At 46.0% G+C, this 25,928-nt stretch carries 19 protein-coding genes; 3 read left to right on the top strand and 16 right to left on the bottom strand.

Translation table 11 applies throughout. The annotated features are described in order from the left end of the window. Nucleotides 1-70: 70 nt before the first annotated feature. The 9 genes from DY78_RS00650 to DY78_RS00610 all read right to left on the bottom strand — a co-directional run bounded on the left by DY78_RS00650 (nt 71) and on the right by DY78_RS00610 (nt 12,789). The gene (locus DY78_RS00650) at nt 71-1,351 is read right to left on the bottom strand and encodes a uracil-xanthine permease family protein (protein ID WP_024625221.1); all 1,281 of its coding nucleotides are present in this window, start codon (nt 1,349-1,351) and stop codon (nt 71-73) included. 443 nt (nt 1,352-1,794) lie between these two features. Then, complete coding sequence (locus DY78_RS00645; RefSeq protein WP_024625220.1) at nt 1,795-3,312, bottom strand: flavocytochrome c; 1,518 nt, start codon at nt 3,310-3,312, stop codon at nt 1,795-1,797. Nucleotides 3,313-4,118: 806 nt separating this feature from the next. Next, nucleotides 4,119-5,270, bottom strand: coding sequence for an Ig-like domain-containing protein (locus DY78_RS00640; protein WP_056993483.1), 1,152 nt, complete (start codon nt 5,268-5,270; stop codon nt 4,119-4,121). A gap of 734 nt (nt 5,271-6,004) precedes the next feature. After that, complete coding sequence (upp, locus tag DY78_RS00635; protein ID WP_024625217.1) at nt 6,005-6,634, bottom strand: uracil phosphoribosyltransferase; 630 nt, start codon at nt 6,632-6,634, stop codon at nt 6,005-6,007. Nucleotides 6,635-7,349: 715 nt separating this feature from the next. Next, on the bottom strand, nt 7,350-8,588 hold the full coding sequence (gene glyA, locus DY78_RS00630) for a serine hydroxymethyltransferase (protein ID WP_024625216.1): 1,239 nt from the start codon (nt 8,586-8,588) through the stop codon (nt 7,350-7,352). A gap of 56 nt (nt 8,589-8,644) precedes the next feature. Next, nucleotides 8,645-9,664 carry an L-threonylcarbamoyladenylate synthase gene (locus tag DY78_RS00625; protein ID WP_024625215.1) on the bottom strand — a complete coding sequence of 340 codons (1,020 nt, stop codon included), beginning with the start codon at nt 9,662-9,664 and terminating at the stop codon, nt 8,645-8,647. Nucleotides 9,665-10,266: 602 nt separating this feature from the next. Continuing rightward, nucleotides 10,267-11,121, bottom strand: a complete 855-nt coding sequence (gene prmC / locus DY78_RS00620; RefSeq protein ID WP_024625214.1) for a peptide chain release factor N(5)-glutamine methyltransferase — start codon at nt 11,119-11,121, stop codon at nt 10,267-10,269. Further along, nucleotides 11,114-12,196 (bottom strand): peptide chain release factor 1, encoded by a 1,083-nt coding sequence (gene prfA, locus DY78_RS00615; protein WP_024625213.1) that lies wholly within the window; start codon nt 12,194-12,196, stop codon nt 11,114-11,116. Before prfA ends, prmC begins: the two co-directional genes overlap by 8 nt. A gap of 14 nt (nt 12,197-12,210) precedes the next feature. Beyond that, nucleotides 12,211-12,789 (bottom strand): thymidine kinase, encoded by a 579-nt coding sequence (locus DY78_RS00610; protein WP_024625212.1) that lies wholly within the window; start codon nt 12,787-12,789, stop codon nt 12,211-12,213. Between the two features lie 216 nt (nt 12,790-13,005). On the opposite strand from DY78_RS00610, the gene DY78_RS00605 reads away from it, so the two are divergent. Both DY78_RS00605 and DY78_RS00600 read left to right on the top strand, forming a co-directional pair. Beyond that, a complete protein-coding gene (locus tag DY78_RS00605; RefSeq protein WP_024625211.1) occupies nt 13,006-14,352 on the top strand; it encodes a Mur ligase family protein in 1,347 nt (448 codons plus the stop codon). Between the two features lies 1 nt (nt 14,353). Continuing rightward, nucleotides 14,354-15,076 (top strand): type 1 glutamine amidotransferase, encoded by a 723-nt coding sequence (locus tag DY78_RS00600; protein WP_024625210.1) that lies wholly within the window; start codon nt 14,354-14,356, stop codon nt 15,074-15,076. 178 nt (nt 15,077-15,254) lie between these two features. Here DY78_RS00600 and DY78_RS00595 read toward each other — a convergent pair whose 3' ends face one another. The 4 genes from DY78_RS00595 to DY78_RS00580 all read right to left on the bottom strand — a co-directional run bounded on the left by DY78_RS00595 (nt 15,255) and on the right by DY78_RS00580 (nt 19,401). Continuing rightward, entirely contained in the window at nt 15,255-15,524 is a 270-nt protein-coding gene (locus DY78_RS00595; RefSeq protein WP_024625209.1) for a hypothetical protein, read from the bottom strand. A gap of 224 nt (nt 15,525-15,748) precedes the next feature. After that, nucleotides 15,749-16,714 (bottom strand): mannose-6-phosphate isomerase, class I, encoded by a 966-nt coding sequence (gene manA / locus DY78_RS00590; RefSeq protein ID WP_024625208.1) that lies wholly within the window; start codon nt 16,712-16,714, stop codon nt 15,749-15,751. 493 nt (nt 16,715-17,207) lie between these two features. Beyond that, nucleotides 17,208-18,224, bottom strand: a complete 1,017-nt coding sequence (locus DY78_RS00585) for a serine hydrolase domain-containing protein (protein WP_024625207.1) — start codon at nt 18,222-18,224, stop codon at nt 17,208-17,210. A gap of 148 nt (nt 18,225-18,372) precedes the next feature. Beyond that, nucleotides 18,373-19,401, bottom strand: coding sequence for a branched-chain amino acid aminotransferase (locus DY78_RS00580; RefSeq protein ID WP_024625206.1), 1,029 nt, complete (start codon nt 19,399-19,401; stop codon nt 18,373-18,375). Nucleotides 19,402-19,566: 165 nt separating this feature from the next. Here DY78_RS00580 and DY78_RS00575 point away from each other — a divergent pair, with 165 nt between their 5' ends. After that, the gene (locus DY78_RS00575; RefSeq protein ID WP_024625205.1) at nt 19,567-19,896 is read left to right on the top strand and encodes a hypothetical protein; all 330 of its coding nucleotides are present in this window, start codon (nt 19,567-19,569) and stop codon (nt 19,894-19,896) included. A 628-nt stretch (nt 19,897-20,524) separates the two neighbouring features. On the opposite strand, the gene DY78_RS00570 is transcribed toward DY78_RS00575, so the two are convergent. The 3 genes from DY78_RS00570 to DY78_RS00560 are packed head-to-tail and all read right to left on the bottom strand — an operon-like array spanning nt 20,525 to nt 25,118. Continuing rightward, nucleotides 20,525-21,490: a hypothetical protein gene (locus DY78_RS00570; RefSeq protein WP_024625204.1), complete on the bottom strand. Its 966-nt coding sequence runs from the start codon at nt 21,488-21,490 to the stop codon at nt 20,525-20,527. Between the two features lie 14 nt (nt 21,491-21,504). Continuing rightward, entirely contained in the window at nt 21,505-23,388 is a 1,884-nt protein-coding gene (locus tag DY78_RS00565) for an ABC transporter ATP-binding protein (protein WP_024625203.1), read from the bottom strand. Then, entirely contained in the window at nt 23,388-25,118 is a 1,731-nt protein-coding gene (locus DY78_RS00560) for an ABC transporter ATP-binding protein (RefSeq protein ID WP_024625202.1), read from the bottom strand. Before DY78_RS00560 ends, DY78_RS00565 begins: the two co-directional genes overlap by 1 nt. Nucleotides 25,119-25,928 lie beyond the last annotated feature (810 nt).

Raw genomic sequence — 25,928 nt, 5'->3', positions numbered from 1 at the left:
TTATGCTGAACAATTTGTCCAAAAATTCGGATTAAATTTGCAATCTACCTTTTACATTTTTTATTGGTGCTTACTTCTCGTTAACCGCCGTCTTTGGTAGCACTAAGTTCATTGTGATTCCTAACACGGTAGCGACCGCCAAGCCACTAAACGTGAAGCTATTAATTTGTAAATAGGCGTCACCAATTCCGATAACGAGTACAGCCGAAGCAATCATTAAATTCCGCTTTTGATTAAAATCAATTTTATTATCAATTAAAATCCGCATCCCACTGGAAGCAATGACCCCGAAAAGTAAGAAACTGACCCCACCAATAACTGGTGACGGAATACTTTGAATTAACGCGGACAACTTGCCAACGAAACTAAAGATAATGGCAAAAAAGGCCGCCCCTGCTAAGACATAAATACTATGAACCCGCGTGATAGCAAGCACCCCAATATTTTCACCGTAAGATGTGACGGGCGGGCCCCCGACGAAACCGGCAATAATTGAAGCGGTCCCATCCCCAGCTAAGGTGTGGTTCAAACCGGGATCTTTAAAGAAATTCCGCTTCGTTAATTTATTCAGTACCATAATATGCCCCATGTGCTCGGACATGGTGACAAACGCAATTGGTGCCATACTGATGATGGCCCCCCAATAAATTCCCGGATGATAGGTTAAAAATGGAATTTGAAAATCGGGTAACGCGAACCATTTGGCTTGCATGACTGGCGTAAAGTTGACGACGCCAAACAAAACGGCGACAATATAGCCACTAACGATTCCTAATAAGATCGGCACTAAGCTCATAAAGCCGCGTAAATACATATTGAAGATGACCGTTAAAATCATCGTAATCATCGCAACCGCAAAGTAGCGTAAATCGTAGACGTTATTGTTCATCGTGGCGTCTTTAGCCGCAGTTCCAGCTAATGACAACCCGATAACCATGACAATCGGCCCCACGACAATCGGTGGTAAAGCTTTGTCAATCCAGTCGGAACCAATCAAGGTAACTAATAAGCTCACTAATAAGTAAACACACCCGACGGCGATCGTCCCTTGGGCAATCGCGGGATAGCCGGCCGTCTTCATTAACGACTGCATGACCACGATGAATGAAAAGCTGGACCCCATATACGCGGGAATTTTATGCCGGGTAATTAAAATATACATTAACGTCCCGACCCCGGAACTGAATAACGCAATCCCCGGATTCAAACCGACTAAGATTGGCACTAAGACGGTTGAGCCAAACATGGAAAATAAATGCTGAATCGAAAGCCCTAACCAACTACCAAATTTCGGTCGATCATGAATATCTAAGACGACATCATCATTATGAAACGCCGTTTTCTTCTGCATAACGCACCCCTTTGATATTTTTTCCAAAAGAAAAGACAGGCCCCCACTCAAAGTGGCTGGTCTGTCCGAATAACGTTCACCCGTAGCCGGGGAACGTCCGAATCCTTTTCAGCCTCTCTGAGCTAAATTAAAGGAACTGTTTAATTGAATTTAGAATACTCGTTACCCGATAACTTGTCAACAATCTAAGTTAACTTATTTACCTGATTTCCCAAACAATTGGGCCCTATATAATGGAAAGAAAAACTCAAGCGCTTATATTAATTTTGCCGAATGAATGTATTACGACCGTTATGCGTCGATATGAGGCCATAGTTAGGCCGTTAGTCAAACAAATTTATAAGCAAAAATAAAAGTTTCTACCATTATAGCGTGTCGGATCGGCCCAAAATATCACTAAGCGTCCCGTGACCAATGTGCGCCACCATCAAATTATGCTGACCCTATTTGATATACTTAGCAACTTGCGTCCCGGCTTGCCGACCAAAAATAACCACTTCGGCAATCGAGTTCCCGCCAATTCGGTTATCACCATGTAGGCCGCCGGTAACTTCCCCAGCCGCATATAGCCCCGGAATCGTTTGGCCCGACTTCTTCAACACTTCAGTTTGCGGATTAATCTTAACGCCACCCATCGTGTAGTGAATCCCGGGGGCCACTTTGATGGCATAATACTTCGGTGTATTAAGTTGATGGTCCATCCCCGTCGTCCGTTTGTAGGCCGTATCTTTTTTAGCCTTAACATCGTCATTCCAAGTTTTCATGGTCGCTTGCAACGTGCTAGCATCCATGTCTAACTTCTTAGCTAAGCCGGCCACCGTATCGGCACTGACGACCATCTTTTTCTTTTCATACTGGTTAATCGCCGTCACACGTTTTTTAACACCGCCATCGAAGACGACATAAGCATCTTTGCCGGCTTGCTTGTTAATGGCTGCTGAAACGACATCGCGCGTTCCCATCTCGTTAGTGAAACGTTTGCCACCTTGGTTAACCAAGATGCCACCTTCACCCCGCACCGCTTCACCAATTAAGTATGGTGGCTTTTGGTAAACCGTTGGATGAATTTGAATCTTATTCATATCCACGGTATAACCGCCGAGCGCGGTAATCATCTTAATCCCATCACCGGTACTCCCAGCTTGATTGGTCGTCACGTATTTAACGAGGTCCGGCCGATATTTCTTGATCATCGCCTTGCTAGCACCGAAGCCCCCGGTCGTCACGATAACGGCCTTGGAACTGATCGTCTTAGTCTTATCTTGGTCAAAGGTCACTTTGACCCCCGACACTTTACCAGCACTTTCGTTGATTTTCGTGACATCGGCGTTAACGTAAATCGGAATGGCTTGCTTCTTCACATTTTTAAGCAATCCACTGACTAAGTAACCACCGACTGCTGAACCATCCGCTGGGCGATGGGTCCGTTTGACACTCATCCCACCAGTAATGGTTAGATTAGTGAGTTTGATGCCCATTGAGTCCAACCAATCAACCGCACTTGCGGAATGGTTCACAAAGAACCGTAGCATCTTTTTATCGTTAGTCCCGTGACCACCCGCCAACGTCTCTTGATAAAACTTCTCGTTGGAATCTTTGATACCGGCCTTCTTTTGCACGGATGTTTCGGAAGCGTTCATCCCCGATGACGCCTTCAACGTATTCCCACCGGCAACTGGCATCTTTTCCAAGATAACGGGTTTTAAGCCCTTTTCTTTAGCCGCTAAAGCCGCTGACATCCCAGCGCCCCCAGCCCCGATGATGATCACATCATACTTGGATTTTAAGTCTTTCATTGACGAGTATTGGGTCTTCGACGCCCCCGAAGTAACCGCTGTCTTTTTGCTGCTCGTCGTACTACTGCTACTACTCTTTTTCGTCGTATTTGAGTTCCCACACCCAACTAAGCCCGACGTTAGCATGACAATCGTCGTCATGGCGGTGATTGCACGTGTTTTCATCTGTCATTCCTCCAATGTAATTTCACGTTATGTGAATTTATGAACTAATTGTAACATGGTTAGCTAAACCGGGAAAGGGTTGATTAAGGGTGACCTAACAATCTAATGTGGTTATCATTTATTTATTCAACACGTGAGTATTCAACCAACAATTGACCACTATTTTCACAACTATATCAGCGCGGTACCTAGTTGCCCCCTTTAAAAACCGCTACGGCTTAACGTGGTACTTTCTTAATTCTGGTCGTTTGCCGATAACTGTTGTGCGTATACTCGGGTGACAATAACCAACATCAGGAAAGGCCTCTTAACGTTATTTGTGATAGACCTGACCTAATGACATCTTCGGCAACGCTTTTTTATTCTCAGTTAGTCATATGAAATGACGCGCTCGACATCGTGTTTTCGTTACCGATAATCGGCAATCAGTATCCCCGACACATCCCAGCTACTGATAAGACCAATTAATAATAATTTTCTCAATTACTCAAAGCGGCACCACGTTTTCTCATTGTAAGCTCAATTTAGTTGTGAGTCAGCAGCAATGGAAGTTGCCGTGAAAGTGCCGTTAGTTCGGCCGCTTTTTGCCGGACTTACGGCACCGACATCTTTGAAGATTGGCGGGTCTGGCCGAGCTTCAAAGTGAGGTTCGAGACCGCTCTTTGGCTCGAACCGGTCGCCACGGCTACTGGAATTGCTGTTGACTCACAACGGCAATATCAATTTTACCAAACAAGAAAAAACGGTCCGCCACCTTGTCGGACTGACAAGATTTGCGGACCGTTTCCGAAGCGATTGGCTTAACTTTAGAAGTTAACCGTGCTTGAGGTGGTAACTTTGTTGAACGTGAAGTAAGCAGCGCCTTGGCCAAGGTTTTCCTTGACGCGTTGGTTCTTGCTGTTGACCATGTAGAACTTGCTGCTGCTCAAGAAGCGGAAGTAAACTGTTTCTTTCTTGCTACCGTTCTTGATGTTAACTTTCCATAAGTGCTTGTTGCTTGAGCTGGCCGTGTAAGTCCCTGAAATCAAGGTCTTAGTAGCGGCACCAGACTTGTAACGCTTAACGGTGATCTTCTTACCACTCGTTAAGTTCCACTTCGTGTAGTAGCCTTTATAGCTTGATGACTTCCAAGTTCCAGTTAAGCTGCTACCCGTACCATAGTCTTTTTTAGCAGTTGTGGTCTTAGTCGTCGTCTTCTTAGCAGCTGGCGCCGTTACGGTAACAATGCGGTACATGTAAGCGTACTTGCCTGAAGTAACGTAGACATATAACTTAGTGCCTTGCTTGTAAGTCTTTGGTAATTTAACGGTGTACTTACCAGTCGTCTTTGAAGCCGTTGCAGAAGCAATCTTGCTCTTTCCAGCGCGGGCGTTCTTAGCACCAGCCTTAGCGTAAACCGTTACAGTAGCGCCTTTAGTGGCGGTCCCAGTAACCGTTTTGGCACTGCTAGTTACGGCATTAGTGGTTAAACTAACTGAGGTACTCGTTGACTTTGATGACGTGGTTGACGTTGATTTTTTAGTAGTCGTCGTTTTCTTAGTCGTCGTAGTCTTCTTAGTAGCTGCAGCCGTAACCGTTAAGATGCGGTAGCTATAAGCGTACTTGCCAGAAGTGGCATAAACGTATAACTTGGTACCCTTCTTGTAAGTCTTTGGTAATTTGACCGTGAACTTACCAGTCTTCTTTGATGCGGTCGCTGAAGCAATCTTGCTCTTCCCGGCCCGGGCATTCTTAGCACCAGCCTTAGCGTAAACCGTAACGGTCGCACCCTTAGTAGCGGTCCCAGTGACCGTCTTAGCACTGCTGTTAACCCCATTAGCCTTTAAGCTAACGGAAGTTGTGGCAGCTTGGGCCACATCGGCCGTGGAGTTATTTGAACCTAAGGCTACGGGGGCGAATAAGGAAACGGCCGTAACCGTAGCTAATAAACCTGAAACTAATTTCTTTGAAGTTTGCATCAATAATACTTCCTTTCTTTTCAACGAATATTATAACCTTTTTCTTTTACGATAAAAATAAAAATCTGTTAAATATCTAAAGTTGCCCGTTAATTCCAGTCATGGTTGTTAAAAACATGGCTAAATATTGTTATTTAAAGCTTTACGGTTACTTGAATGAACCAATGATACGAACAATTTTTAACAATTATCTTTATATAAATCCATTTCATCCCTTTCATAATACGTTCATAACAATAAACTAAGCCTTTATGACACAATAAGCTTTGAAAGTATGTATGCAAGCCGTATTCCCTATCTTCACCAGAATATACAACAATCAGGCATTATCAATTAATTGTACCTGCTTCACATGAGCAGTTCGTCAGCAAGTCCTGCCATATCCCCTGCTGGAGTTGCGTCACTGACAATATCAGCCACTATTTTTCGAACTCAAAATCGACTCGCCGACCTCGCTTGTGATTGTAAAAGTTATTCAGCTGCTGGCTGACCGTAATGGAAGCCGCCATGTGGGTGGCGTTAACGGGATTGATTTTCATCCCGTTTACACCACGGACGCCTTTTGAGACTTGCTTTCAGGCTCAAAAGCGAGGTCCAAGACGTTCCTCAGGCTTGAACCGGTCCCCATGGCAGCTGGAATTACGGTCAGTCAGCAGCGGCAAACCCAACAATTTGTATTCAACAAAAAAACAACTACTCTCGCCAAATACGAGCAGTAGTTGTTTTCAAATAACTTATTTAGTCCCGAATAACCGGTCACCAGCATCGCCTAAACCAGGAACGATGTAGCCATCTTCATTCAAATGGTCATCGAGGGCGGCCGTGTAGATGTCGATATCTGGGTGCGCAGCTTGGAGCGCTTTAACGCCTTCTGGAGCGGCCACTAAGCACATGAACTTAATGTTACTTGCGCCACGTTTCTTCAACATATCCATCGCCATAATCGCGGAACCACCCGTGGCTAACATTGGATCAACCACGAATAATTGCCGTTGGGAAATATCGCTTGGTAATTTCACAAAGTATTCCACGGGTTTTAACGTCTTTTCATCACGGTACATGCCGACGTGACCAACTTTAGCGGCGGGAATCATGTTTAAGAACCCGTCGACCATACCTAAGCCAGCCCGTAAGATTGGCACAATCGCCACTTTCTTACCAGCCAACGTCTTTTGCGTCGTCTTGGTGATTGGCGTTTCAATTTCGATATCCTTCAAAGGCATATCGCGGGAAACTTCATAAGCCATCAACGTTGAAATTTCGTTGACCATTTCGCGGAAGACCTTCGTCCCGCAATCTTTTTCCCGAATAATTGTTAACTTATGTTGAATGAGCGGATGATTCAATACTTCAAACTTACCCATGTTACTGTGCACGCTCCTTAGTGATTTCTTTCTATTGTAGCTAATTTATCGTGAAAAAACTAGACCTCTTGCGGATTAGTCATTGAAAAGTAACGTTTTTTCGTCAGCGTTTCCGAATATTTTTGTCCATCGTCCGTATTGGTGTTGTGACTCTTTCGGGACCGCCGCAAGAATATCGCATTTTGCACAATTAAAGTTCGGCTTTTTGGCGATAAAACGGTTTAATATATTTAAAATAATATTTCTAACTGTTCTTTCATGAAAATAATCATCACACAGACAATTCACAAAGTTGTGACGAATTTTTTCCAAGCGTCGGTAAAACTACTTTAACTGCGACCCGATTTCCAATCAGCAGACCAACCACGACCATATTAACTGAAGTACCGATTAATCCCCGTTTTTGCGCATACATTGGAATAGTACTACTTTGGCTCATTACAAGCTCAATTCAGTTATGAGTCAGTCGCAATGGCAGTTGCCGTGCAAGTGCCACTAGTTCGGCCGTTTTTAGCCCGTTTACACCACGGACGCTTTTGAGACTTGGATTTCAGGCTCAAAAGCGAAGTCCAAGACCGCTTCTCAGGCTTGGACCGGTCCCAGAACGCTGGAATTACGGTCGGCCAACTGCGGCAATAATCAACTTCACCAATCTTTACAACGACGCGTTACAGTCAGCAAAAAAGCCGTCCAGCAGACGACTTTCGCTTACTTATTAGTCAACATCAATTGGATGTTTAGCCGTCAAAGCCATCGCTTGCGCTTTAACGTCATCTAAATTACTTTGATTTTCAGGATCATTTAAAACTTGTAAAATTAATTCCGCAACTTTAGCCGCATCAGCTTCATCGAAACCGCGCGTCGTAATTGCTGGCGTCCCTAACCGAATTCCAGAAGTCTTAAAGGCCCCTAAAGTTTCGTTAGGAATCGCTTCTTTGTTCGTCGTAATGTAAACCGTGTCCAATAAATCTTGAACTTGGCGCCCATTTAACCCGGACTTCGTCACATCTAAAGTCATCAAATGGTTATCGGTCCCACCAGAAATGACCCGCACGACATCTGAATCGTTAAAGACGGCGGCCATGGCTTTGGCATTGTCGATAACTTGTTGGGCGTACACTTTGAATTCCGGTTGTAAGTCTTCGCCTAATGCCACCGCTTTACCGGCAATGACGTGATCTAAAGGACCACCTTGGTTGCCTGGGAAGACCGCCGAATTGATTTTCTTGCCGTATTGTTCCTTGGCTAAAATCATCCCACCACGGGGTCCCCGCAAAGTCTTATGGGTCGTTGTCGTAACGACATCGGCATATGGTACAGGACTTGGATGTAACCCGGCCGCCACTAACCCAGCGATATGGGCCATATCAACCATGAGTAAGGCCCCCACTTCATCCGCAATTTCGCGGAACTTCTTGAAGTCAATGATGCGGCTGTATGCTGACGCCCCCGCCACAATCAATTTTGGTTGAAATTCCTTAGCTTGCGCCAAAATGGCATCATAGTCTAATTCTTCGGTTTCAGGGTCTAAGCCGTAACCTTGGAAATCATACAGTTTACCAGAGAAGTTAACACTAGAGCCGTGGGTCAAATGCCCACCAGCATCTAAGGACATCCCCATCACACGGTCGCCCGGTTGGATGAGGGCCATATAAGCCGCCGCGTTAGCTTGAGAACCCGAGTGTGGTTGAACGTTCGCATATTCGGCACCAAACAATTCCTTGGCGCGGTCAATCGCGAGTTGTTCGACTTGGTCGATAAATTCATTACCACCATAAAAACGATGACCAGGGTAGCCTTCAGAGTACTTGTTCGTTAAAACACTGCCTTGTGCGGCCCGGACGCCTTTAGAAACGATATTTTCTGACGCAATCAACTCAATATTATGTTGTTGACGCGCTTGTTCCTTACTAATGGCGCTCCAAACTGCTGGATCTTGTTCTTGGTAACTCATGAATAATTCTCCTCCATTTCGAAGTGACAACATTCGGGTTTTCCCGATTGCAATTATTATACACTAAAATGGGTCTGGCCGGCAGACTTATTTAGCCGATTCATGTAGGCCGCGCCTAATCCTTTGTTTTCGAAAGCTGAGCATAAGATATCTTTAATTTCAGTCTCAGTATCAAAATGCCGCAAGCCGGCAAAAAGTTCGCGACTGGCGGACTTTACATCAGTTCCGAGCGAGAATTGTTCGCAATTGGCGGGTAACTGATTGTTAAGCAAAATATCATCAGTCGCCATGACACCCATCGGCACGCTTTGACTAGCCGCCCATTTTAATGCGGCGGGCCAATCGGTCGGTTGATCCACGATATAAACTTGTGCGTTCGGCGCATAATGTTTGTATTTCATCCCGGGCGCCTTCGGAACTTCGGTAGCACCAACATGATGTTGTTCCGTCAGTACCGTTTCACCAATGACTGCTTCAATCGCTTCGGCGGTCACTGCCCCGGGCCGCAAGATAGCGGGTTGGTCGCCAGACATATCTAAGACAGTCGATTCTACCCCAACTTGGGTCGCACCATCATCTAAGATGCCGGCAATCTTGCCGTTCAAATCATGCAACACATGTTCCGCCGTCGTTGGGCTAGGTTTCCCAGACGTATTCGCCGATGGCCCCACAATTGGCGTGTGGGCTTCACGAATCAAGTTCAACGTGGCTTCATTATTTGGGTTACGAAAAGCCGCCGTTGTTAAACCACCAGTCACTTCCGGCGCCAAGGCCCCGGGCTGCAAATTAAAAATCATCGTCAATGGGCCGGGCCAAAAGGCTTTAATCAATTTCTGAGCAGCTGCACTTAAGGGCTGTGCAAACCGTTCGACCGTCGCCACATCCGCGACGTGGACGATTAACGGATTATCACTCGGCCGCCCTTTCGCCACATATACTTGTTTAACAGCGGCGACATTGGTTGCATCGGCCCCTAAGCCGTACACCGTTTCAGTCGGAAAAGCGACCAACTCACCGGCAGCAATCAATTTCGCCGCGGCGGCCACCTCATTTGATTTGAATACTTTAGTTTCCATAATCGTTATCAATCCTTCTTTGGTATGACGATTGTTCTTGATTGCCGTCTCCAGCCAGTTGCCCGCACGTGGTGGCACACCTCTGGAGCCAAAAAGCGGTCTCCAGAGCGGTTGGCAGCCCTGCAAAAACCACAAGTCTACCAACACGGCGCATGTCCTAAGCGGCTAAAAAACACCCGCTAAGGACATCGACACCACGCCCGGGCAACTGGCTTCCGACTATCATCACAATCATATCTAATTTATTTACTTTAATCTCAATTAAGTAGTGTCACAATTTTAACGTTGGGCACCATCCTTCAGAGCCTAATCGTTAACTACTGCACCGTATGCCTGACAGCCCACACAATCGCTTGTTCACCAATACCAATCAAGTATGGGTATGCCCATTAACACGCGTTGCTGACACGAGCCGGTGGTTCTGCGCGGTGGTGCGCCGTGTCGCGACAAGTTGTTGGCGTTTTTGGCCAACAGCTTGTCGGGGTCGACTTTGGTGACTGACAGCGAATTTTGGTCAGGCACCAAAGCGCCCTGGGGACCGCACTTTGGCCCCAGGTCTACCCCACGGCGCACCACCGCGCAGAACCATCGGCGGCAAGTTCCTACAAGCTAATACGTAACATGCGGTCGTGGCCGGCCATGTCTTGGCGGAGCGTGACTTCGGCGGCTGGGATGGCTTGTTGAAAGAGCTGTTTAATTTGTGGGCCTTGATGGTAGCCGAACTCTAAATAGAGCCGGCCATGGTCCGCTAAGTGCGCCTGGACCGTTTGCGCCAGTTGCTCATAGAGGGCTAAACCGGCGTGGTCGGCAAATAACGCTAAGTGCGGTTCGTAATCAATGACGTTGGCATCCATCGCCGGCTTTTCGGTCGTCGCGATATACGGTGGATTGCTGACAATCACATCATAGCGCGTCGCCGGCACTTGTGCGAGTAAATCACTTTGATGAAAGTCGACCGCTATTCCTAAGCGTTCGGCATTGCCGCGGGCGACTGCTAAGGCGTCCGTTGAAATATCGCTGGCCGTCACTTGCCATGTCGGTTGCTCATGTTTAAGTGCTAAGGCAATCGCCCCAGAACCAGTACCGACATCGAGCACTTTTTCGGCCGCCTGCCCGGTCGCATCGGTCAAGACCCAATCCACCAACTCTTCAGTTTCCACTCGTGGAATGAGCACGGCTGGATTGACGGTCAATTCTAAGCCGTAAAATGGCGCGCGGCCGAGTACATATTGCGCCGGTTCACCAGCGACGACGCGGTCAATGGCCATGGCAAAGGCTTGCCATTGTGTCGTTGGTAACCGGTCGCGATAATGAATTAACAGCTGAGTTTGGTCGAGCTGCGTAATGCCTAGCAATAAGAATCGGGCACTATCGGTTGGTAACGCCGCCGCTTTTAGACAAAAAGAAGCCCATTGCTGGGCTTCAAAATACGTCGGCTGATTCGGCCGGTTAGTCATTAGATAATTGCTCGATTTTCTTAGTTTGATCCGCTAAGACTAACGCATCGATAATTTCACCTAATTCACCGTTCATGACCCGGTCAAGCTTATTTAACGTTAAGCCAATCCGATGGTCAGTAACCCGGTTTTGTGGGAAATTATACGTCCGAATGCGTTCAGACCGGTCCCCGGTACCAACGGCCGATTTCCGTTCAGAATCATATTCGTTTTGTTCCCGTGATTGGTAATAGTCGTAGACCCGGGCGCGTAAGATTTCCATCGCTTTGGCCCGGTTTTGTTGTTGTGAACGTTGGTCTTGCATCGACACGACGATCCCGGTTGGCAAGTGGGTCATCCGGACCGCGGAAGACGTCTTGTTAATATGCTGACCACCGGCACCAGATGAGCGAAAGACATCGGTCCGAATATCTTTTTGGTTGATATCGATATCGACATCCTGGGCCTCTGGCATGACCCCGACGGTCGCCGTAGACGTATGCACCCGACCAGCGGATTCCGTGACTGGGACCCGTTGAACCCGGTGGGCGCCACTTTCATATTTCAGTTTAGAATAAACTTTATTCCCCGAAATAATCAAGACGATTTCTTTGAACCCACCAACTTCAGTTTCGTTGCGGTCAGCGACTTCGACACTCCAGCCTTGGTTTTCAGCATACTTAGAATACATGTTGAATAAATCGGCGGCAAACAAGCTCGCTTCGTCCCCACCAGCGGCCCCATGGATTTCCATGATGATGTTTTTATCATCGTTAGGGTCTTGTGGCAACATTAATAAGGTGATTTCATGTTCCAAATCATCCTTTTCAGCATTCAAGTTTTTAAGGTCATCTTTGACCATCGCATTCATATCATCGTCTAACTTTTCGTGCAACAATTCGTTGTTTTCGTCGATTTGACTGGTGACATCTTTATATTGGTTGTATTTTTCAACCGTTTCACGAATGTTACCCATTTCTTTGGATAACTTCATGAACCGTTGGCTATCCGCGATAACTTCCGGATCACTCAACAGTTCGCCGAGTTCTTCATACCGGTCGGCGACGGCTTGTAATTTATCAAAAAACTTATCCATAAATCGTTAATTCCTCACTTTGTTAATTTCGGCGGATAGAAGTAATGACGACGGCAAACGGGGTAATAAGCTTCATTGCCCCCAATTTGTACTTGTTCGCCTTCATAAACTGGCTTACCATCGTGGAAGCGCAAGTTCATGATGGCTTTTTTGCGGCAGAACCAGCAAATCGTCTTCATCTCTTCAATCTTATCAGCATACAGTAACAAGTATTTACTACCTTCGAATAATTCGTTACGGAAATCATTCTTCAGGCCAAAAGTCATGACTGGGATCTTCAAGTCGTCAACAATGTGGGCCAATTCTAAAATATGATGCTTCTTTAGAAATTGGGCTTCGTCGATTAAGACACAGGCCGCATCCGGATTCGTATGATTGACGACCTCAAAAACGTCGGTCTCATCAAAAACGGGAATCGCTTCGCGTTTTAAGCCAATGCGGCTCGCAACATAGCCGACGCCATCGCGATTATCTAAGCCGCTCGTCATAATAATCACGGACTTGTTTTGTTCTTCATAATTATGGGCCACTTTCAAAATTTCGATGGTTTTACCGCTGTTCATCGCGCCATATCGGAAAAATAACTGTGCCAAATTGCTCGGTCCCCTTTTTTTACACATTTCTAATCAATTATAGCTGATTTGCCCGTGAATTTCAGCTGTGAGTTGTGAAAACTCATTAATCATTTCATAAAACGGTCGTCGTTGCGATAGAATCGCTTTTCTTTTAAGAGCGTTCAGTATAAAATACCTTAAGAGTAGGACCAAGTGTCCGTGCCACGAATTTAACAGTTAGGGGTCCAAATAACTATGTCTATCAACAGCCTATTGGCCACTTGGACGGGTAAGTCCGCGTACTGGTTCTTACACACCTTTCGCGGCGGGGGTAGTTCCCTCCCCGGCAAGTTAGCCTTAAAACTTGATCCAGCGATTTTAAAACATCTCGCTAAAAACTATGACGTCATCGTCATCACGGGTACTAACGGTAAGACTTTAACGACCGCTTTAACGGTTAAGGTTTTGCGGGAACAATACCCCGATATTTTGACGAATCCCAGTGGTTCTAATATGAAACAAGGCATCGTCACGACTTTTCTGACCGCCCCCAAAGCGCACCAAAAACCTTTGGCCGTCTTAGAAGTCGACGAAGCTAACGTTATCATGGTCACAAAATATATTACGCCCAAAGCGTTTGTTTTCACGAATATCTTCCGTGATCAAATGGACCGCTATGGCGAAATTTATACCACTTATCAAAAGATTTTAGACGGCGTCGCCTTGGCACCTGAAGCCACCATTATTGCCAATGGGGACTTACCGTTATTTAACTCGAAAAAATTACCGAACCCAATTTTATATTACGGATTCGACTACGAAGCCGACCATGACCAACAAGCCCCCGCCAATACGGATGGCTTGTTATGTCCGAATTGCCAACACATTTTGCGCTATCACGCGCGGACGTACAGCAACATGGGCAAGTATTATTGCCCAAATTGTGGTTTTGAACGCCCACAACTCACGTATAAGCTCAACGCTTTGACAAATATGACCCCCACCTCGTCAGACTTTGAAATCAACGGTCAAGCGATGCACTTAAATATTGGGGGCCAATATAATATTTATAATGCGCTGGCTGCCTTTGCCGTGGGGCGCTTTATGGACGTCAATCCGAAGAAGATTGCCCACGCCTTGAGCGACAACGACGAACAAGTCTTTGGTCGCCAAGAAATTTTCCATGTTGGTGATAAAGATGTCACCTTGATTTTGGTAAAGAATCCAGTCGGGTTAAACCAAGTCTTACAAATGATCAGTACCGATGACCGGCCGTTCTCTTTCGCTGCGCTCTTAAACGCGAACTACGCCGACGGTATCGACACAAGTTGGATTTGGGATGGCGATTTTGAAAACTTGCCCAAGATGAACGTCCCCGCCTACATTAGTGGTGGTGAACGCTATCGCGACATTACGTTCCGCTTGAAAGTCGCCGGCGTGCCGGAAGACAAGTTAACCATTGTCCCCGACTTGACCAACATGACCGACGAAATCCAAAAGCTCCCAACCAAACAAGTTTACGTGGTCGCCACTTATACGGCGATGCTCCAATTGCGTAAACAGTTGGCCAGCCAAGGTTTGATTGATGGGGGGATGAATTAAGATGACCTATACCTTAAAAGCAGCGCATCTCTATGGTGATTTGATGAACACGTACGGCGATATCGGTAACATTTTGGCGATGCGTTACTACGCCCAAGCCGTTGACGCCACCATTGACATTGACTTGATTAGCTTGGATGATGCCTTTGACCCCGACAAGTATGACTTTGTCCTCTTCGGCGGTGGTCAAGACTATGAACAAACCATCGTCTCCAAAGACTTACAAACTAAAAAAGCGCCGTTAACCGAATATATCGAAAACGGCGGCCCCTTTTTAGCCATTTGTGGTGGGTTTCAAATGTTAGGTCACTACTACATTGGGGCCGACGGTGAAAAGATTGCCGGCATCGGCGCTTTAGACCACTATACGTTGAGCCAAGACCACAATCGTTTCATCGGTAATATCACGATTGAAAACGAAGAAACCGGCCAAACGTATTACGGCTTTGAAAACCACAACGGGACCACGTTCCTCGGTAACGGCGAACGCCCACTCGGCAAAGTGGTGCAAGGTAATGGGAATAACGGTCAGGATGCCACGGAAGGTGTGATTTACAAAAACACCTTTGGCTCCTACTTCCACGGCCCGATTCTTGCCCGCAACGAAGCTTTAGCTAAGCGCATCTTAAAACTATCCTTATTACGCAAGTATCCGGACGGTAACTTTGATGCCTTGGATAAGTTAACTGAAGATTTGACTAAAAACGTGGTTGTGAAACCATAACATTCAGTCATACAAAATGACGCCCATCGAAGTTGAATGATTATCAACTTCGATGGGCGTTATTTTGTCGTAATTTCGGGATTGACCACAAACCAATCACAAAATCATTTGTCGCTATTTTATACATACATTATCGCATTTGCATAAAATAACGCCAAAGCTGTTTCTTTTATGATCACTAATCCATACAATCAAGCCGGCCCCATGCGATTATTTTGGGTCTAATCACACGCCACTCGCGCTGATTGAAATGGCTCACGGCTTCAGTTTGGGTGAAATCATGCATCGCCGCAAACGCATCATCTAAGAATATATTGACTGTTTTAGGCGTATAGATTAGTTGGTCATCACGATTTTGATAGACTTCATATTCCGACGCGCGTGGTTTGATATGACTAGGCACTGGGAGAATTCTTTCTGAACCGACTTGCTTAAGTTGCACTGACATCATCACTACCACCTTTCCAGTTGCAATATATCTTACACAGTTACTACCGACAAGCAAAGACGTTCGCCAATAATTAGTTAAGCCCTCAAAGTCATAACCAATTGTAATACCCTGTTTTTGATACCGATTACACTAACCTGATAAAATCAGCTTTTTAGGCAAAAAAAGTGATACGCGCAAGCATCGCGTATCACTCGCCCTTATAATTTAAGGGGTTGAACTAATTAAGCTTTTTCACCAGGTTCTGAAGCGATGATTTGTAAATCGCCCTTCAAGGTCCATTGCTTAACATCGAATGGCAAGATGAAGTGGACCCCCTTCTTCAATGGGTAATCTTGCCCATCAACGGTGATGCTCCCTTGACCATCTAAAACTGAAACCAAGGTATATGGCGCTTTGCCACGATTGAACGTTGCTTGGCCATCAGTTAGACGCCATTGCCAAACCCCGAAGAATGGGGATTGCACGTATTTAGTAACCGTGGCATCACCCACTTGAGTTTCCGTAATATCCAAGTCGGGATCTTGATGTGGGACATTGGTCGTATCAATAGATTGTTGTAAGTGTAATTCACGTTTTTGACCAGTTGTCTTGTCGACCCGGTCCCAGTCATATAACCGATAAGTCGTGTCAGAACTTTGTTGCGTTTCTAAGACCATGATACCTTTACCAACGGCATGAATCGTCCCGGATGGCACATACAAGAAGTCGCCAGGTTTAACCGGCACACGGCGTAATAACTTGTCCCATTCACCGTTGTTGATCCATTCAGCCAATTGTTCACGACTCTTGGCGTAATGACCGTAAATCATGGTTGCGCCTGGTTCAGCCGCAATGACATACCAGCATTCAGTCTTCCCAAGTTCGTGTTCATGTTTCGCCGCATAGGCATCGTCGGGGTGCACTTGCACAGATAAGTCTTCACTAGCATCCAAAATCTTCGTCAATAATGGGAATACGTCGCCTTGGGCATTGCCAAAAACATCGCGGTGTTGTGCCCAAACGTCATCTAACGTCATGCCAGCATATGGCCCATTTTCAACGGTCGCAGGACCATGGGGATGTGCTGAAATGGCCCAGCATTCACCAGTATGATCACTAGGAATATCATAGCCAAAATCATCTTTTAGTTTAGTACCACCCCAGATTTTTTCGTGAAAAACGGGTTTTAAGAAATAAGGTTCACTCATTGAATGCACACACTCCTACTCAGTTTTGATAGTTAAAGTTTAGCATAAATGAAAGCGGTTGTGAAACCGGTTTATTTGAGGAATTCACTAATTGCCTGTCATACAGCGAACCAACGCGTCATTTGAAATTAAAGCGCCCCCAATTTGACGCAAAAAAGCTGGAACTCAACTCAAAAACGAGCACCTGATAAAGTTAAAATTTCATCAAGCCCCCGTTTCCTTTTTCTATTTTTATGGCCATACATATGACAACAAAGTCTTTTCAAATATTGGTGCGTCAACAACTAACTAGCTTATCACTATTAGTCATCCAAAACGCAACCTAAAGAAATGGCTTAACTTCGAACCCATTTTCAATCAGCCTCCCCGTCACAACCAAGTTACTGATAGCAGACCAATTAATCACTACTTTCGCGATTATATCGAAGTAGTACCACATTTCCAATGCTGACTCACAACGACAATTCCAAATTCACCATTAATTACAGCTCAGTTAAAATTTATCCGTATCCGCCAACCACGCGGCAATCAATCGCCGCCGTGCCGGTAAGAACTCACTATTGCGCACGGTCGGATGGACCCGGTTGGATAGAAAGACTAACGCCGACTGACTTTGGCGGTCGAGCATGAATAGCGTGCCCGTGTAACCCGTGTGAAAAATGACCGGGGGCCGCTGTTCACCTCGCCGCCATAAATTCCAGCCAAAACTCCGCCGTAATTCATGATTCGGTGTCCAATCATGATACAAACTGGCAATCGTGGTTTGGTCTAAGACGGTCGGCACATCAATTTGGCCCAGCATTAATTGGGCGAACTTAATTAAGTCGGCGGTGCTGGCAAATAACCCCGCCGAACCACAGTGGGCCCCTAACACAGCTGCTTTCGGATCATGGACGACCCCTTGGCGTAAACCCGCTTGTGGTGAATATGTCGTGGGTACCGCTAATGCTGATTGCGGCGTAAACGTCGCATCCGGTAGCTGTAAGGGCGTCAATACCCGTTTAGTGATGGCATCCTGAATTGGTTCTCCCACCAATTGTTCGATAATTAGGCCCGTCAAGATTAGCCCTAAATCCGTATAGACGACACGATGATTCAAGTTAGCCGCGCTTACGGGTAACGCTTGAATGGCAGCCAATAATTGGTCTGCCGGTAACGCGTTTCGATTTTGAATATAACCACTCAGGCCACTCGTATGCGTCATTAAATTTAAAATCGTGACCTGTCGATTTTTGAAGGCTGGTAAATAGTCATGGACCGGGCGTTTAATATCGAGTTGCCCCGCAGCCATGAGTTGTAACGCCAACGTGGTCGTCCCGACAACTTTAGTCACGGACGCCAAATCATATAGCGCATGCGGCCATAACGGCTTTTCAGTGGGTTGTAACTGAGCCACGCCCACTTGCGCCGCTTGAATTGCTTGACCATGCATCACGGCATAGCTGGCCCCCGGAATCACCCCCGCTGCGACCATTTGTTGAATTACTTGTTTGGATTGTTCAAACGCCATCTCTGCACCCGCTTCTCTCTAAACTGCTATCTTTTAGTTTAGTCGTCTTTGATGATGAGTGATAGCTTTTCCTGAATGTTTTAGATAAACTACAAAAAAAAGACACCAGCCGTAGCCAGTGTCCTTCGCATCATTAGTCAATATTTAATTAATCGAGTTCAACTTTTTGAATCCAACCTTCTGGCGCTTCGCGATCGCCAAATTGAATCCCAGTTAATTCATCATAAAGCTGCTTAGTAACGGGGCCAACTTCCGTTTCACTATAAAAGACGTGTAACTTGCCGTTGTGTTCCAAACCACCGATTGGCGAAATTACGGCCGCAGTCCCACAAGCGCCCGCTTCCGCGAAACGGTCTAAGTCATCAATGTAGACGTCGCCTTGTTCGGTCTGCATGCCAAATTTGTGTTCCGCTAAATAAAGTAACGAATACTTCGTGACGGATGGCAAGATGGATGGTGACTTCGGTGTGACGAACGTATTGTCTTTCGTGATACCAAAGAAGTTGGCGGAACCGACTTCTTCAATCTTTTTATGTTCTACCGGATCTAAGTAGACACAGTCCGAATAACCGTGTGAATGGGCTTCTTGCCCGGGGAATAAGCTAGCGGCGTAGTTCCCACCAACTTTATAAGCTCCGGTCCCTTTATGCGCGGCCCGGTCATAGTTCGACGTGGTGAAGTTGGTTGGCGTCATCCCGCCTTTGAAATAACTCCCAACTGGCATGGCGAAAACGGTGAAGATATATTCTTCGGCCGGATGGACCCCAATATTACCGCCGACCCCGATCATTAATGGCCGTAAGTATAACGTCGCACCAGTACCATATGGTGGCACATAGTCTTGATTAGCCCGAACGACTTGTTTAACGGCATCGACAAACATGTCCGTGGGTACTTGAGGCATCAATAAGCGTTCACAACTCGTTTGCATCCGCGCCGCATTACGGTCCGGACGGAATAATTGCACGCTACCGTCTTTGGTCCGGTAAGCTTTTAAGCCTTCAAAATCTTGTTGACCATAATGGAGGGCGGTTGAACCTTCACTAATATGTAAAGTGGCATCACCGGTTAATTCTGATTTATACCATTCGCCATCTTTCCAATAAGCGCGATAACGATATGGGAGGTCCCGGTACTTGAATCCTAAGTTATTCCAGTCTAATTGTACGTCTGCCATGCGATTCAACTTCCTTTATATGTAATTTATTCCTTTTGTTAATTGGAATTTAATTAAAAGATTAATAGTCTATGAGAGATTTGTCAAGGGGCTAAGCAAACAAATGCTGTCATTTCCGGTAAATTTGGTATAATGATAATAACTTCAATAAAGGAATGGTTCGTCGTGGCAAGTAATTCAGATTCAATTTATAATGTGATGTTCTATATTGTCCATCATCCGGCCGAAATCACCTTCACCACTCCGGAATACACCAACGTGGTGCGGATGGCGATCCCCGACCGGATCAAAGTTGCTAATCCTGAAATTTATTTTCCCGATAACAAACTGCTCGTCAATCGTTTCCAAGAAGACTTCGTCGCTAAAAACGGTAATATCTTGGACTTCTTCTTCGACTACACGGAAAAGAAAGTCCCGAACTACCACGAAGTCTGGGTCTCGACGGCGCATCTGCCAAGCAAAAACATGTATTTCTTAGAATTATCATTCGAATAATTAGTAATCGGTCGCCTTGGTGCGGCCGTTTTTTTGTGCTTGTTGGTTGGCGTTAATTGCCGTCGGTCGCTACTAGGCAGTACGCCGTGGGGCAGACCGCGGGCCATAAAGCGGTCCCACGGGCGCTGCACTGCCTAGTAGCGACCGGCTAAATTGAACCAACAGTCGAATTCAAGTCCCCCCAACATTTAATATCCAGTTTCACAAATAACCAATCAAATTTCATGTACGACAGTTCACTAATATTTTGAAATCACGTCAACTAGCATTCACCTGTATCGCAAATCCTATTATACATTGAGCAATTAAGGGGGCTAAAACAACTCCCCAATGTCACAAACAAGTTCACCCCAGCACCTACCGTTCATTACAACTACTATATTGCCGGAGCCGTCAGCCACTTGGGTGTCGCACCGTGTCGCCATAAATGGCTGGTGATTTTCCAGTCATTTATGGGGGCCGACTTTGATGACCCACAACGGGTTTCGGTGGGGCATCAAAGCGCCCTCGGGACCGCCCTATGGCCCGAGGTCTGCCCCACGGTGCGACACCCAAGTGGCTGACAGCGACCAACGCAACAAAAAAGCACGAACTCTTTTTGCGAGTTCGTGCTTTAAGCATTACAACATTATTTAGTCATAAAGATGTACAAGTCGGAAGTTGAGACCCCAATGCTGAACTTCACGCCCTTCGAATAAATCGGATCGATGGTCGTGGTGCTGCTATTGTTGCTCTTGGTTTCTTTCTTGAATTGTTTCGTGACGTTTTTGGCGTTGGCACCACTTGTGCTGGCAAGTAATGCGAAGGCCGTCCCGAAGTTCTTAGAACGCGTGGTGCTCTTGAAGGCCGTGGTTGGCACAATCAAGGCTGCCCCCATGACGTCACCCGACTGCACGTTCAAACGTAGCTTGTAGTCGTTAGTCGTCACCACGTTGCTAATCCCTCTAGGTGTTTTGGTTGGTAACAAGTCATCCTTCACTTTGGCTTTAGCCGTCTTCATCGCTGCGGCCACGGTCTTTTGACTCGCTTGTAAGCTGGCCGCTTCGGTTTGGAGCTTAGCGGCCGCCGTTTGTTGCGCTTGCAAGGTCTTGGCGCCAGTGACGGCACTCGTCCCGCCAGCGGCGATTTGGGCTTTCGCCTTTTTGACGTTAGCTTGGATGGTGGCTTGTTCTTTTTTCAAACTGGCCGCTTGCGTTTGGAGCTTCTTAGCGGCAGCTTGTTGCTTAGTCGTCATCTTAGAAGCAATCAACGCATTGTTATACGTGTTGACGAGCTTCTTGTAGGTAAACAAGCTTTTCGCCGCTTTGATATGCACCGTTTGGTTGTCACTCCCAGCCGTCAACTTCACCGTTTGACGCGCGGTAGTCGTTGGGACTTGGATGACGAAGGTATTATCGTGGACCGTCGCCTTTTTAGCTTTAGCCCCGTCAATCTTATAAGAAACAGTTTTGGTATTGGCATGGCCTTTGACCGCTGCCACTAAACCGTTACCTTGATACGTTGTTTTAGTCGTGGTCATTTTCGATGAGCCACAGCCGGCCAGCACTAAAGCTAGGACGCCGGCCGCGACAATCGTTGTTGTTTTTCGATACACTTGGACATCCTCCTTTAGTCTTGGCTAATGTTACCGCTGAATTGACTGTTATATAAGTCCGCATAGAAGCCGTTTTGCGCCATCAACTCTTCATGCGTCCCGGTTTCAACGACGGAACCATGATTCATAACGATGATGTTGTCAGCACCTTGAATCGTTGAAAGTCGATGCGCAACCACGAAACTCGTCCGGTTCTTGAGTAAGCGTTCCATGGCATGTTGAATATGCACTTCGGTCCGCGTATCAACTGAACTCGTTGCTTCATCCAAAATCAAGATTTCAGGGTCAGCCACAAAGGCCCGGGCAATCGTTAATAATTGCCGTTGCCCTTGTGAAATGTTCGACGCTTCTTCGTTTAAGATCGTGTCATAACCATCTGGCAACTTCCGGACAAAATCATCCACGTGGGCAGCTTTGGCAGCGGCGTAAATTTCATCTTCCGTCGCTTCTTCACGCCCATACTTCAAGTTGTCATAAATCGAACCGGTGAATAACCACGTATCTTGTAAGACCATCGCAAAATGCGAGCGTAAGTCTTCGCGACTCAAGTCCCGGGTGTCGACACCATTCAAACGGATGGACCCACCCTTGATGTCATAGAAACGTTCCAGCAAGTTAATGATGGTCGTCTTCCCGGCCCCAGTTGGTCCGACAATGGCAACTTGTTGTCCGGCCTTAACGTCTAAGTTGTAGTCTTTCATTAACAAGGCGTCATCGGTATACCCGAATTGCACATGTTCCAAACTAATCAAGTTATCCGTATCGGTTTCGGCTGGTAAGTCAGAATGAGTTTGTTTCATTTCTTCTTCGTCTAAGACTTCAAAGACCCGTTCGGCTGACGCAATCGTGGATTGAATCGTGTTCAACAAGTTCGCTAATTGTGAGATTGGCTGTGAGAACTGTTGGGTATATTGTAAGAACGCTTGGATATTCCCTAACGTAACATGCCCATTGGCCACATCAATCCCACCAATAATGGCAACGAACACATAACCAATATTGTTTAAAAACATCATCAGCGGCATGATAATCCCCGAAATAAATTGGGCCTTCCATGCGGATTGATAATAGTTTTCGTTTTGTTCTTCGAAGTCGTCAATGGCATCTTGTTCCTTGTTGAAACTCTTGATGACCACGTGACCGGCATAATTTTCTTCAACTTGGTTGTTCAACAACCCTAAACTCTTTTGTTGCACGCCGAAGAATTTTTGCGACTTCGGAGCAATGACGCCAACCACGATTAAACTCAATGGAATCGTGACTAACGCAATCAAGGTTAACTTCCAACTAATCGTTAACATCATCCAGATGGTCCCGACAAACGTGACGGTACTCGTGACTGCCTGGGTTAAGTTTTGTTGCAAGGTGTTGGCAATGTTATCCATATCATTGACGGCCCGACTCATGATATCCCCATTGGAATGGGTATCATAATAATTAATCGGCACATTTTGCATCTTGCCCTTGAAAGACCGTCGTAATTTATAAACGGTGCCTTGTGAGATTCGCGTCATGATAAATTGTTGAATAAAGTTGAACAACGCGGACGCGACGTACATTAAAATAACAATCGCGATAATTTGCCCAATTTTTTCAAAGTTAATCGGATAGCCCGATTGCGAAATACCGGCTTTTTGTTGCGCCGCACCTTTCATAATCCCTTTATAAATTTCGGTCGTCGCTTTACCTAAAATCTTTGGCGTCCGAATTTGGAAGATCACGGAAGCAATGGCAAAAATCATGACGATGGCTAAACCGACCCACCGGTCAGACATGTAGCGCATCAAACGCCAAGTTGTTTTCCAAAAGCTTTTAGGCTTTTCAACTAAGCCCGGGCCACCACCAGGGCCATGATGCCGCGGTGCTGCTTGGGGCGTATCGTTTTTCTTTTCGCTCATTACAGTTGATCCTCCTCTCGTAATTGTGACTTCATAATTTCTTGATAAACTTCATTATTAGCCTTTAATTCAGCGTGGGTCCCTTTACCGACCAACTTCCCGTTATCTAAAACTAGAATCAAGTCAGCATCGGCCACCGTAGCAATCCGTTGCGCCACAATGACAACCACACTTTGTTGAATTTGTTTATCTTCGCGTAATTCGGCCCGTAATTGCGCATCGGTCTTAAAGTCCAACGCGGAGAACGAATCATCAAAGACATATACGGCCGCGCGCTTAACTAACGCCCGCGCAATGGCGAGTCGTTGCCGTTGTCCACCGGAGAAGTTACCCCCACCTTGTTCAACGTGCGCGTCTAAGCCGCCTTCTTCTTGCACGAAATCAGTCGAACGCGCAATTTCTAACGCGTGCCAAATTTCGTCGTCGGTGGCATTTTCATTCCCGAATTTTAAGTTATCGCGAATCGTCCCAGTAAACAGCGTGGCTGTTTGGGGCACGAATGAAACGGCTTTGTGTAAGTCCGCGGTTTTAACATCACGCACATCTTCACCGTCAAGTTTGATATGCCCGTTTTCAATATCATAGAACCGTGGAATCAAGTTAACTAACGTTGTTTTACCAGCCCCAGTTCCCCCGATAATCGCCACGGTATCACCAGAATGCGCCTCAAAATCAATATCGGTTAATGCCAACTGCTCCGCACTTTGATAACGATAATCGACATGTTCAAATTTCAAATCATGGTCGGTCGTCGCCGGTAACTCAGCTGGAGTTTCAGGGTCATTGATTTTAGTTTCAATATCCAAGACTTCTTGAATCCGTGATGCGGAAGCGGCTGCCCGTGGAATCAAGGCGAAGACCATTGCCAATAACATGAAACTCATCAAAACTTGCATCGCGTAAGTCATAAACGCAATCATGTTTCCGACTTGCATCGTTTGACTACTAATCAACTGACCACCAAACCAGACGATGGCCACGTTGGTCCCGCTCATGATTAACGTCATGACCGGATACGCTAACGCGACAATCGTGTTAACTTTAATGGAGTTTTGCGTGTAATCTTTGTTAGCGACTTCAAAACGATCTTGTTCAAACTTATCTTGCCGGAATGCCCGAATAACCCGGACCCCCGTCAAACCTTCCCGGAAAACTAAGTTAATCCGGTCGGTTTTAGTTTGCATCGCGCGGAACAATGGAATGGCAAAGGCCATGATAATCCCGATGAAAATCAATAACACTGGAATCGAAACAACGAAGATCCAAGTTAATTCATGACTCTTCGTATAAGCTAAAAAGCTCGCCCCGACTAACATGATTGGCGCCATAATCATCATCCGCAAGGCCATCATCGCCACGTTTTGAATCTGGACCACGTCGTTAGTTGTCCGGGTAATTAATGAAGAAGTTTCCACTTTGTCAAATTCATCATTTGAAAAGTGGATGACCTTCCGATAAATATCTGAACGTAAATTCTTCCCTAATTGTTGTGAAGAACGTGCCGCTAAGAAAACGTTACCAAACGCTGCCACTACTGACAGTAATGAAAACCCGATCATTTCAAATCCGATTTTCCAGATGTAACTAATGTCCCCTTTGGCGACCCCATTGTTCACAATGTTCGACGTCAAACTAGGCAGGTTCAGCGTCGCGATAACTTGGACAACCATGAATAAGAATGCCCCAATGACCGCGCCGTATGAAATCCGACCCTTCGCTATTTTAAGCATCAACACGCTTCCCTTCACTAAAAATATATGCGGTGTAAAGTGCAACAATCTAATTTACAGAAAAAAGGTGGCTTTGTCAACCATCTTTACAAGACTCACGCAAATTATTGTAACTCTTTTAGCACAAATTAACAGCAATTATGCCCATTTTTCGCAATAATTACTATTATTATTATCGCATGGGCGGGATTTAGGTGCCAAAGTTGACCCTTCTAAACCTACCGCTCCTTTTAGTGACCGGGGGTACGAATTTTCTTCCATATTATATGTAGGAAAGGTGTGTTGGCGATTGGGCGGTAACTAGCGCTTGTTGGCCAATCAACTAGGATGCAGCGCCAGCTCACTTATTACTGAAAGACATGAGTCTGGGAAAAGTCTTCGAACGTTGGCCGGCAGCAAGTTAAAGTGTTCCTCGTACCGGGACCAGCTGGCGCCAAAGAGCGGTCGCCACGACTACTGGAATTACTACTGACCGGAAGCGGCAACTGATCAGTATCCGAAAGTTTTGTCCCAGACTCGACTGGTTACCATAGAACTCACTACGCAATCACCATTAAACTGACGTGACTTGGTTCCAATATAAAAGGTGCGACCAAAAGATTACGGTCAGCTGGCCGCGGCCAATTACCGCCAACCACTGATTTGAAACCGATTAGCCTGGCAAGTTATTGGCGACGCTGTTTGGTAGTTCGCTAGTCGACACGGCTTCCCATGATTCAACATTTTGGCCTTTGGTTTCAATTTTTAAATAGTGATTTGGTAGATTGCAAATTTAATCCGAATTTTTGGACAAATTGTTCAGCATAACCT

This window comes from Lactiplantibacillus fabifermentans DSM 21115 (assembly GCF_000498955.2).
GTDB classification, from domain to species: Bacteria; Bacillota; Bacilli; order Lactobacillales; family Lactobacillaceae; genus Lactiplantibacillus; species Lactiplantibacillus fabifermentans.
The sequence above is the reverse complement of the archived record's forward strand: the minus strand, read 5'-3'. Positions and strand labels throughout refer to the sequence as shown.

Excerpts from the sequence above, each read along its gene's own strand:
- DY78_RS00650 (WP_024625221.1), bottom strand. The coding sequence starts at position 1,351 with ATGCAGAAGAAAACGGCGTTTCATAATGATGATGTCGTCTTAGATATT.
- DY78_RS00645 (WP_024625220.1), bottom strand. The coding sequence starts at position 3,312 with ATGAAAACACGTGCAATCACCGCCATGACGACGATTGTCATGCTAACG.
- DY78_RS00640 (WP_056993483.1), bottom strand. The coding sequence starts at position 5,270 with ATGCAAACTTCAAAGAAATTAGTTTCAGGTTTATTAGCTACGGTTACG.
- upp (WP_024625217.1), bottom strand. The coding sequence starts at position 6,634 with ATGGGTAAGTTTGAAGTATTGAATCATCCGCTCATTCAACATAAGTTA.
- glyA (WP_024625216.1), bottom strand. The coding sequence starts at position 8,588 with ATGAGTTACCAAGAACAAGATCCAGCAGTTTGGAGCGCCATTAGTAAG.
- DY78_RS00625 (WP_024625215.1), bottom strand. The coding sequence starts at position 9,664 with ATGGAAACTAAAGTATTCAAATCAAATGAGGTGGCCGCCGCGGCGAAA.
- prmC (WP_024625214.1), bottom strand. The coding sequence starts at position 11,121 with ATGACTAACCGGCCGAATCAGCCGACGTATTTTGAAGCCCAGCAATGG.
- prfA (WP_024625213.1), bottom strand. The coding sequence starts at position 12,196 with ATGGATAAGTTTTTTGATAAATTACAAGCCGTCGCCGACCGGTATGAA.
- DY78_RS00605 (WP_024625211.1), top strand. The coding sequence starts at position 13,006 with ATGTCTATCAACAGCCTATTGGCCACTTGGACGGGTAAGTCCGCGTAC.
- DY78_RS00600 (WP_024625210.1), top strand. The coding sequence starts at position 14,354 with ATGACCTATACCTTAAAAGCAGCGCATCTCTATGGTGATTTGATGAAC.
- DY78_RS00595 (WP_024625209.1), bottom strand. The coding sequence starts at position 15,524 with ATGTCAGTGCAACTTAAGCAAGTCGGTTCAGAAAGAATTCTCCCAGTG.
- manA (WP_024625208.1), bottom strand. The coding sequence starts at position 16,714 with ATGAGTGAACCTTATTTCTTAAAACCCGTTTTTCACGAAAAAATCTGG.
- DY78_RS00585 (WP_024625207.1), bottom strand. The coding sequence starts at position 18,224 with ATGGCGTTTGAACAATCCAAACAAGTAATTCAACAAATGGTCGCAGCG.
- DY78_RS00580 (WP_024625206.1), bottom strand. The coding sequence starts at position 19,401 with ATGGCAGACGTACAATTAGACTGGAATAACTTAGGATTCAAGTACCGG.
- DY78_RS00565 (WP_024625203.1), bottom strand. The coding sequence starts at position 23,388 with ATGAGCGAAAAGAAAAACGATACGCCCCAAGCAGCACCGCGGCATCAT.
- DY78_RS00560 (WP_024625202.1), bottom strand. The coding sequence starts at position 25,118 with ATGCTTAAAATAGCGAAGGGTCGGATTTCATACGGCGCGGTCATTGGG.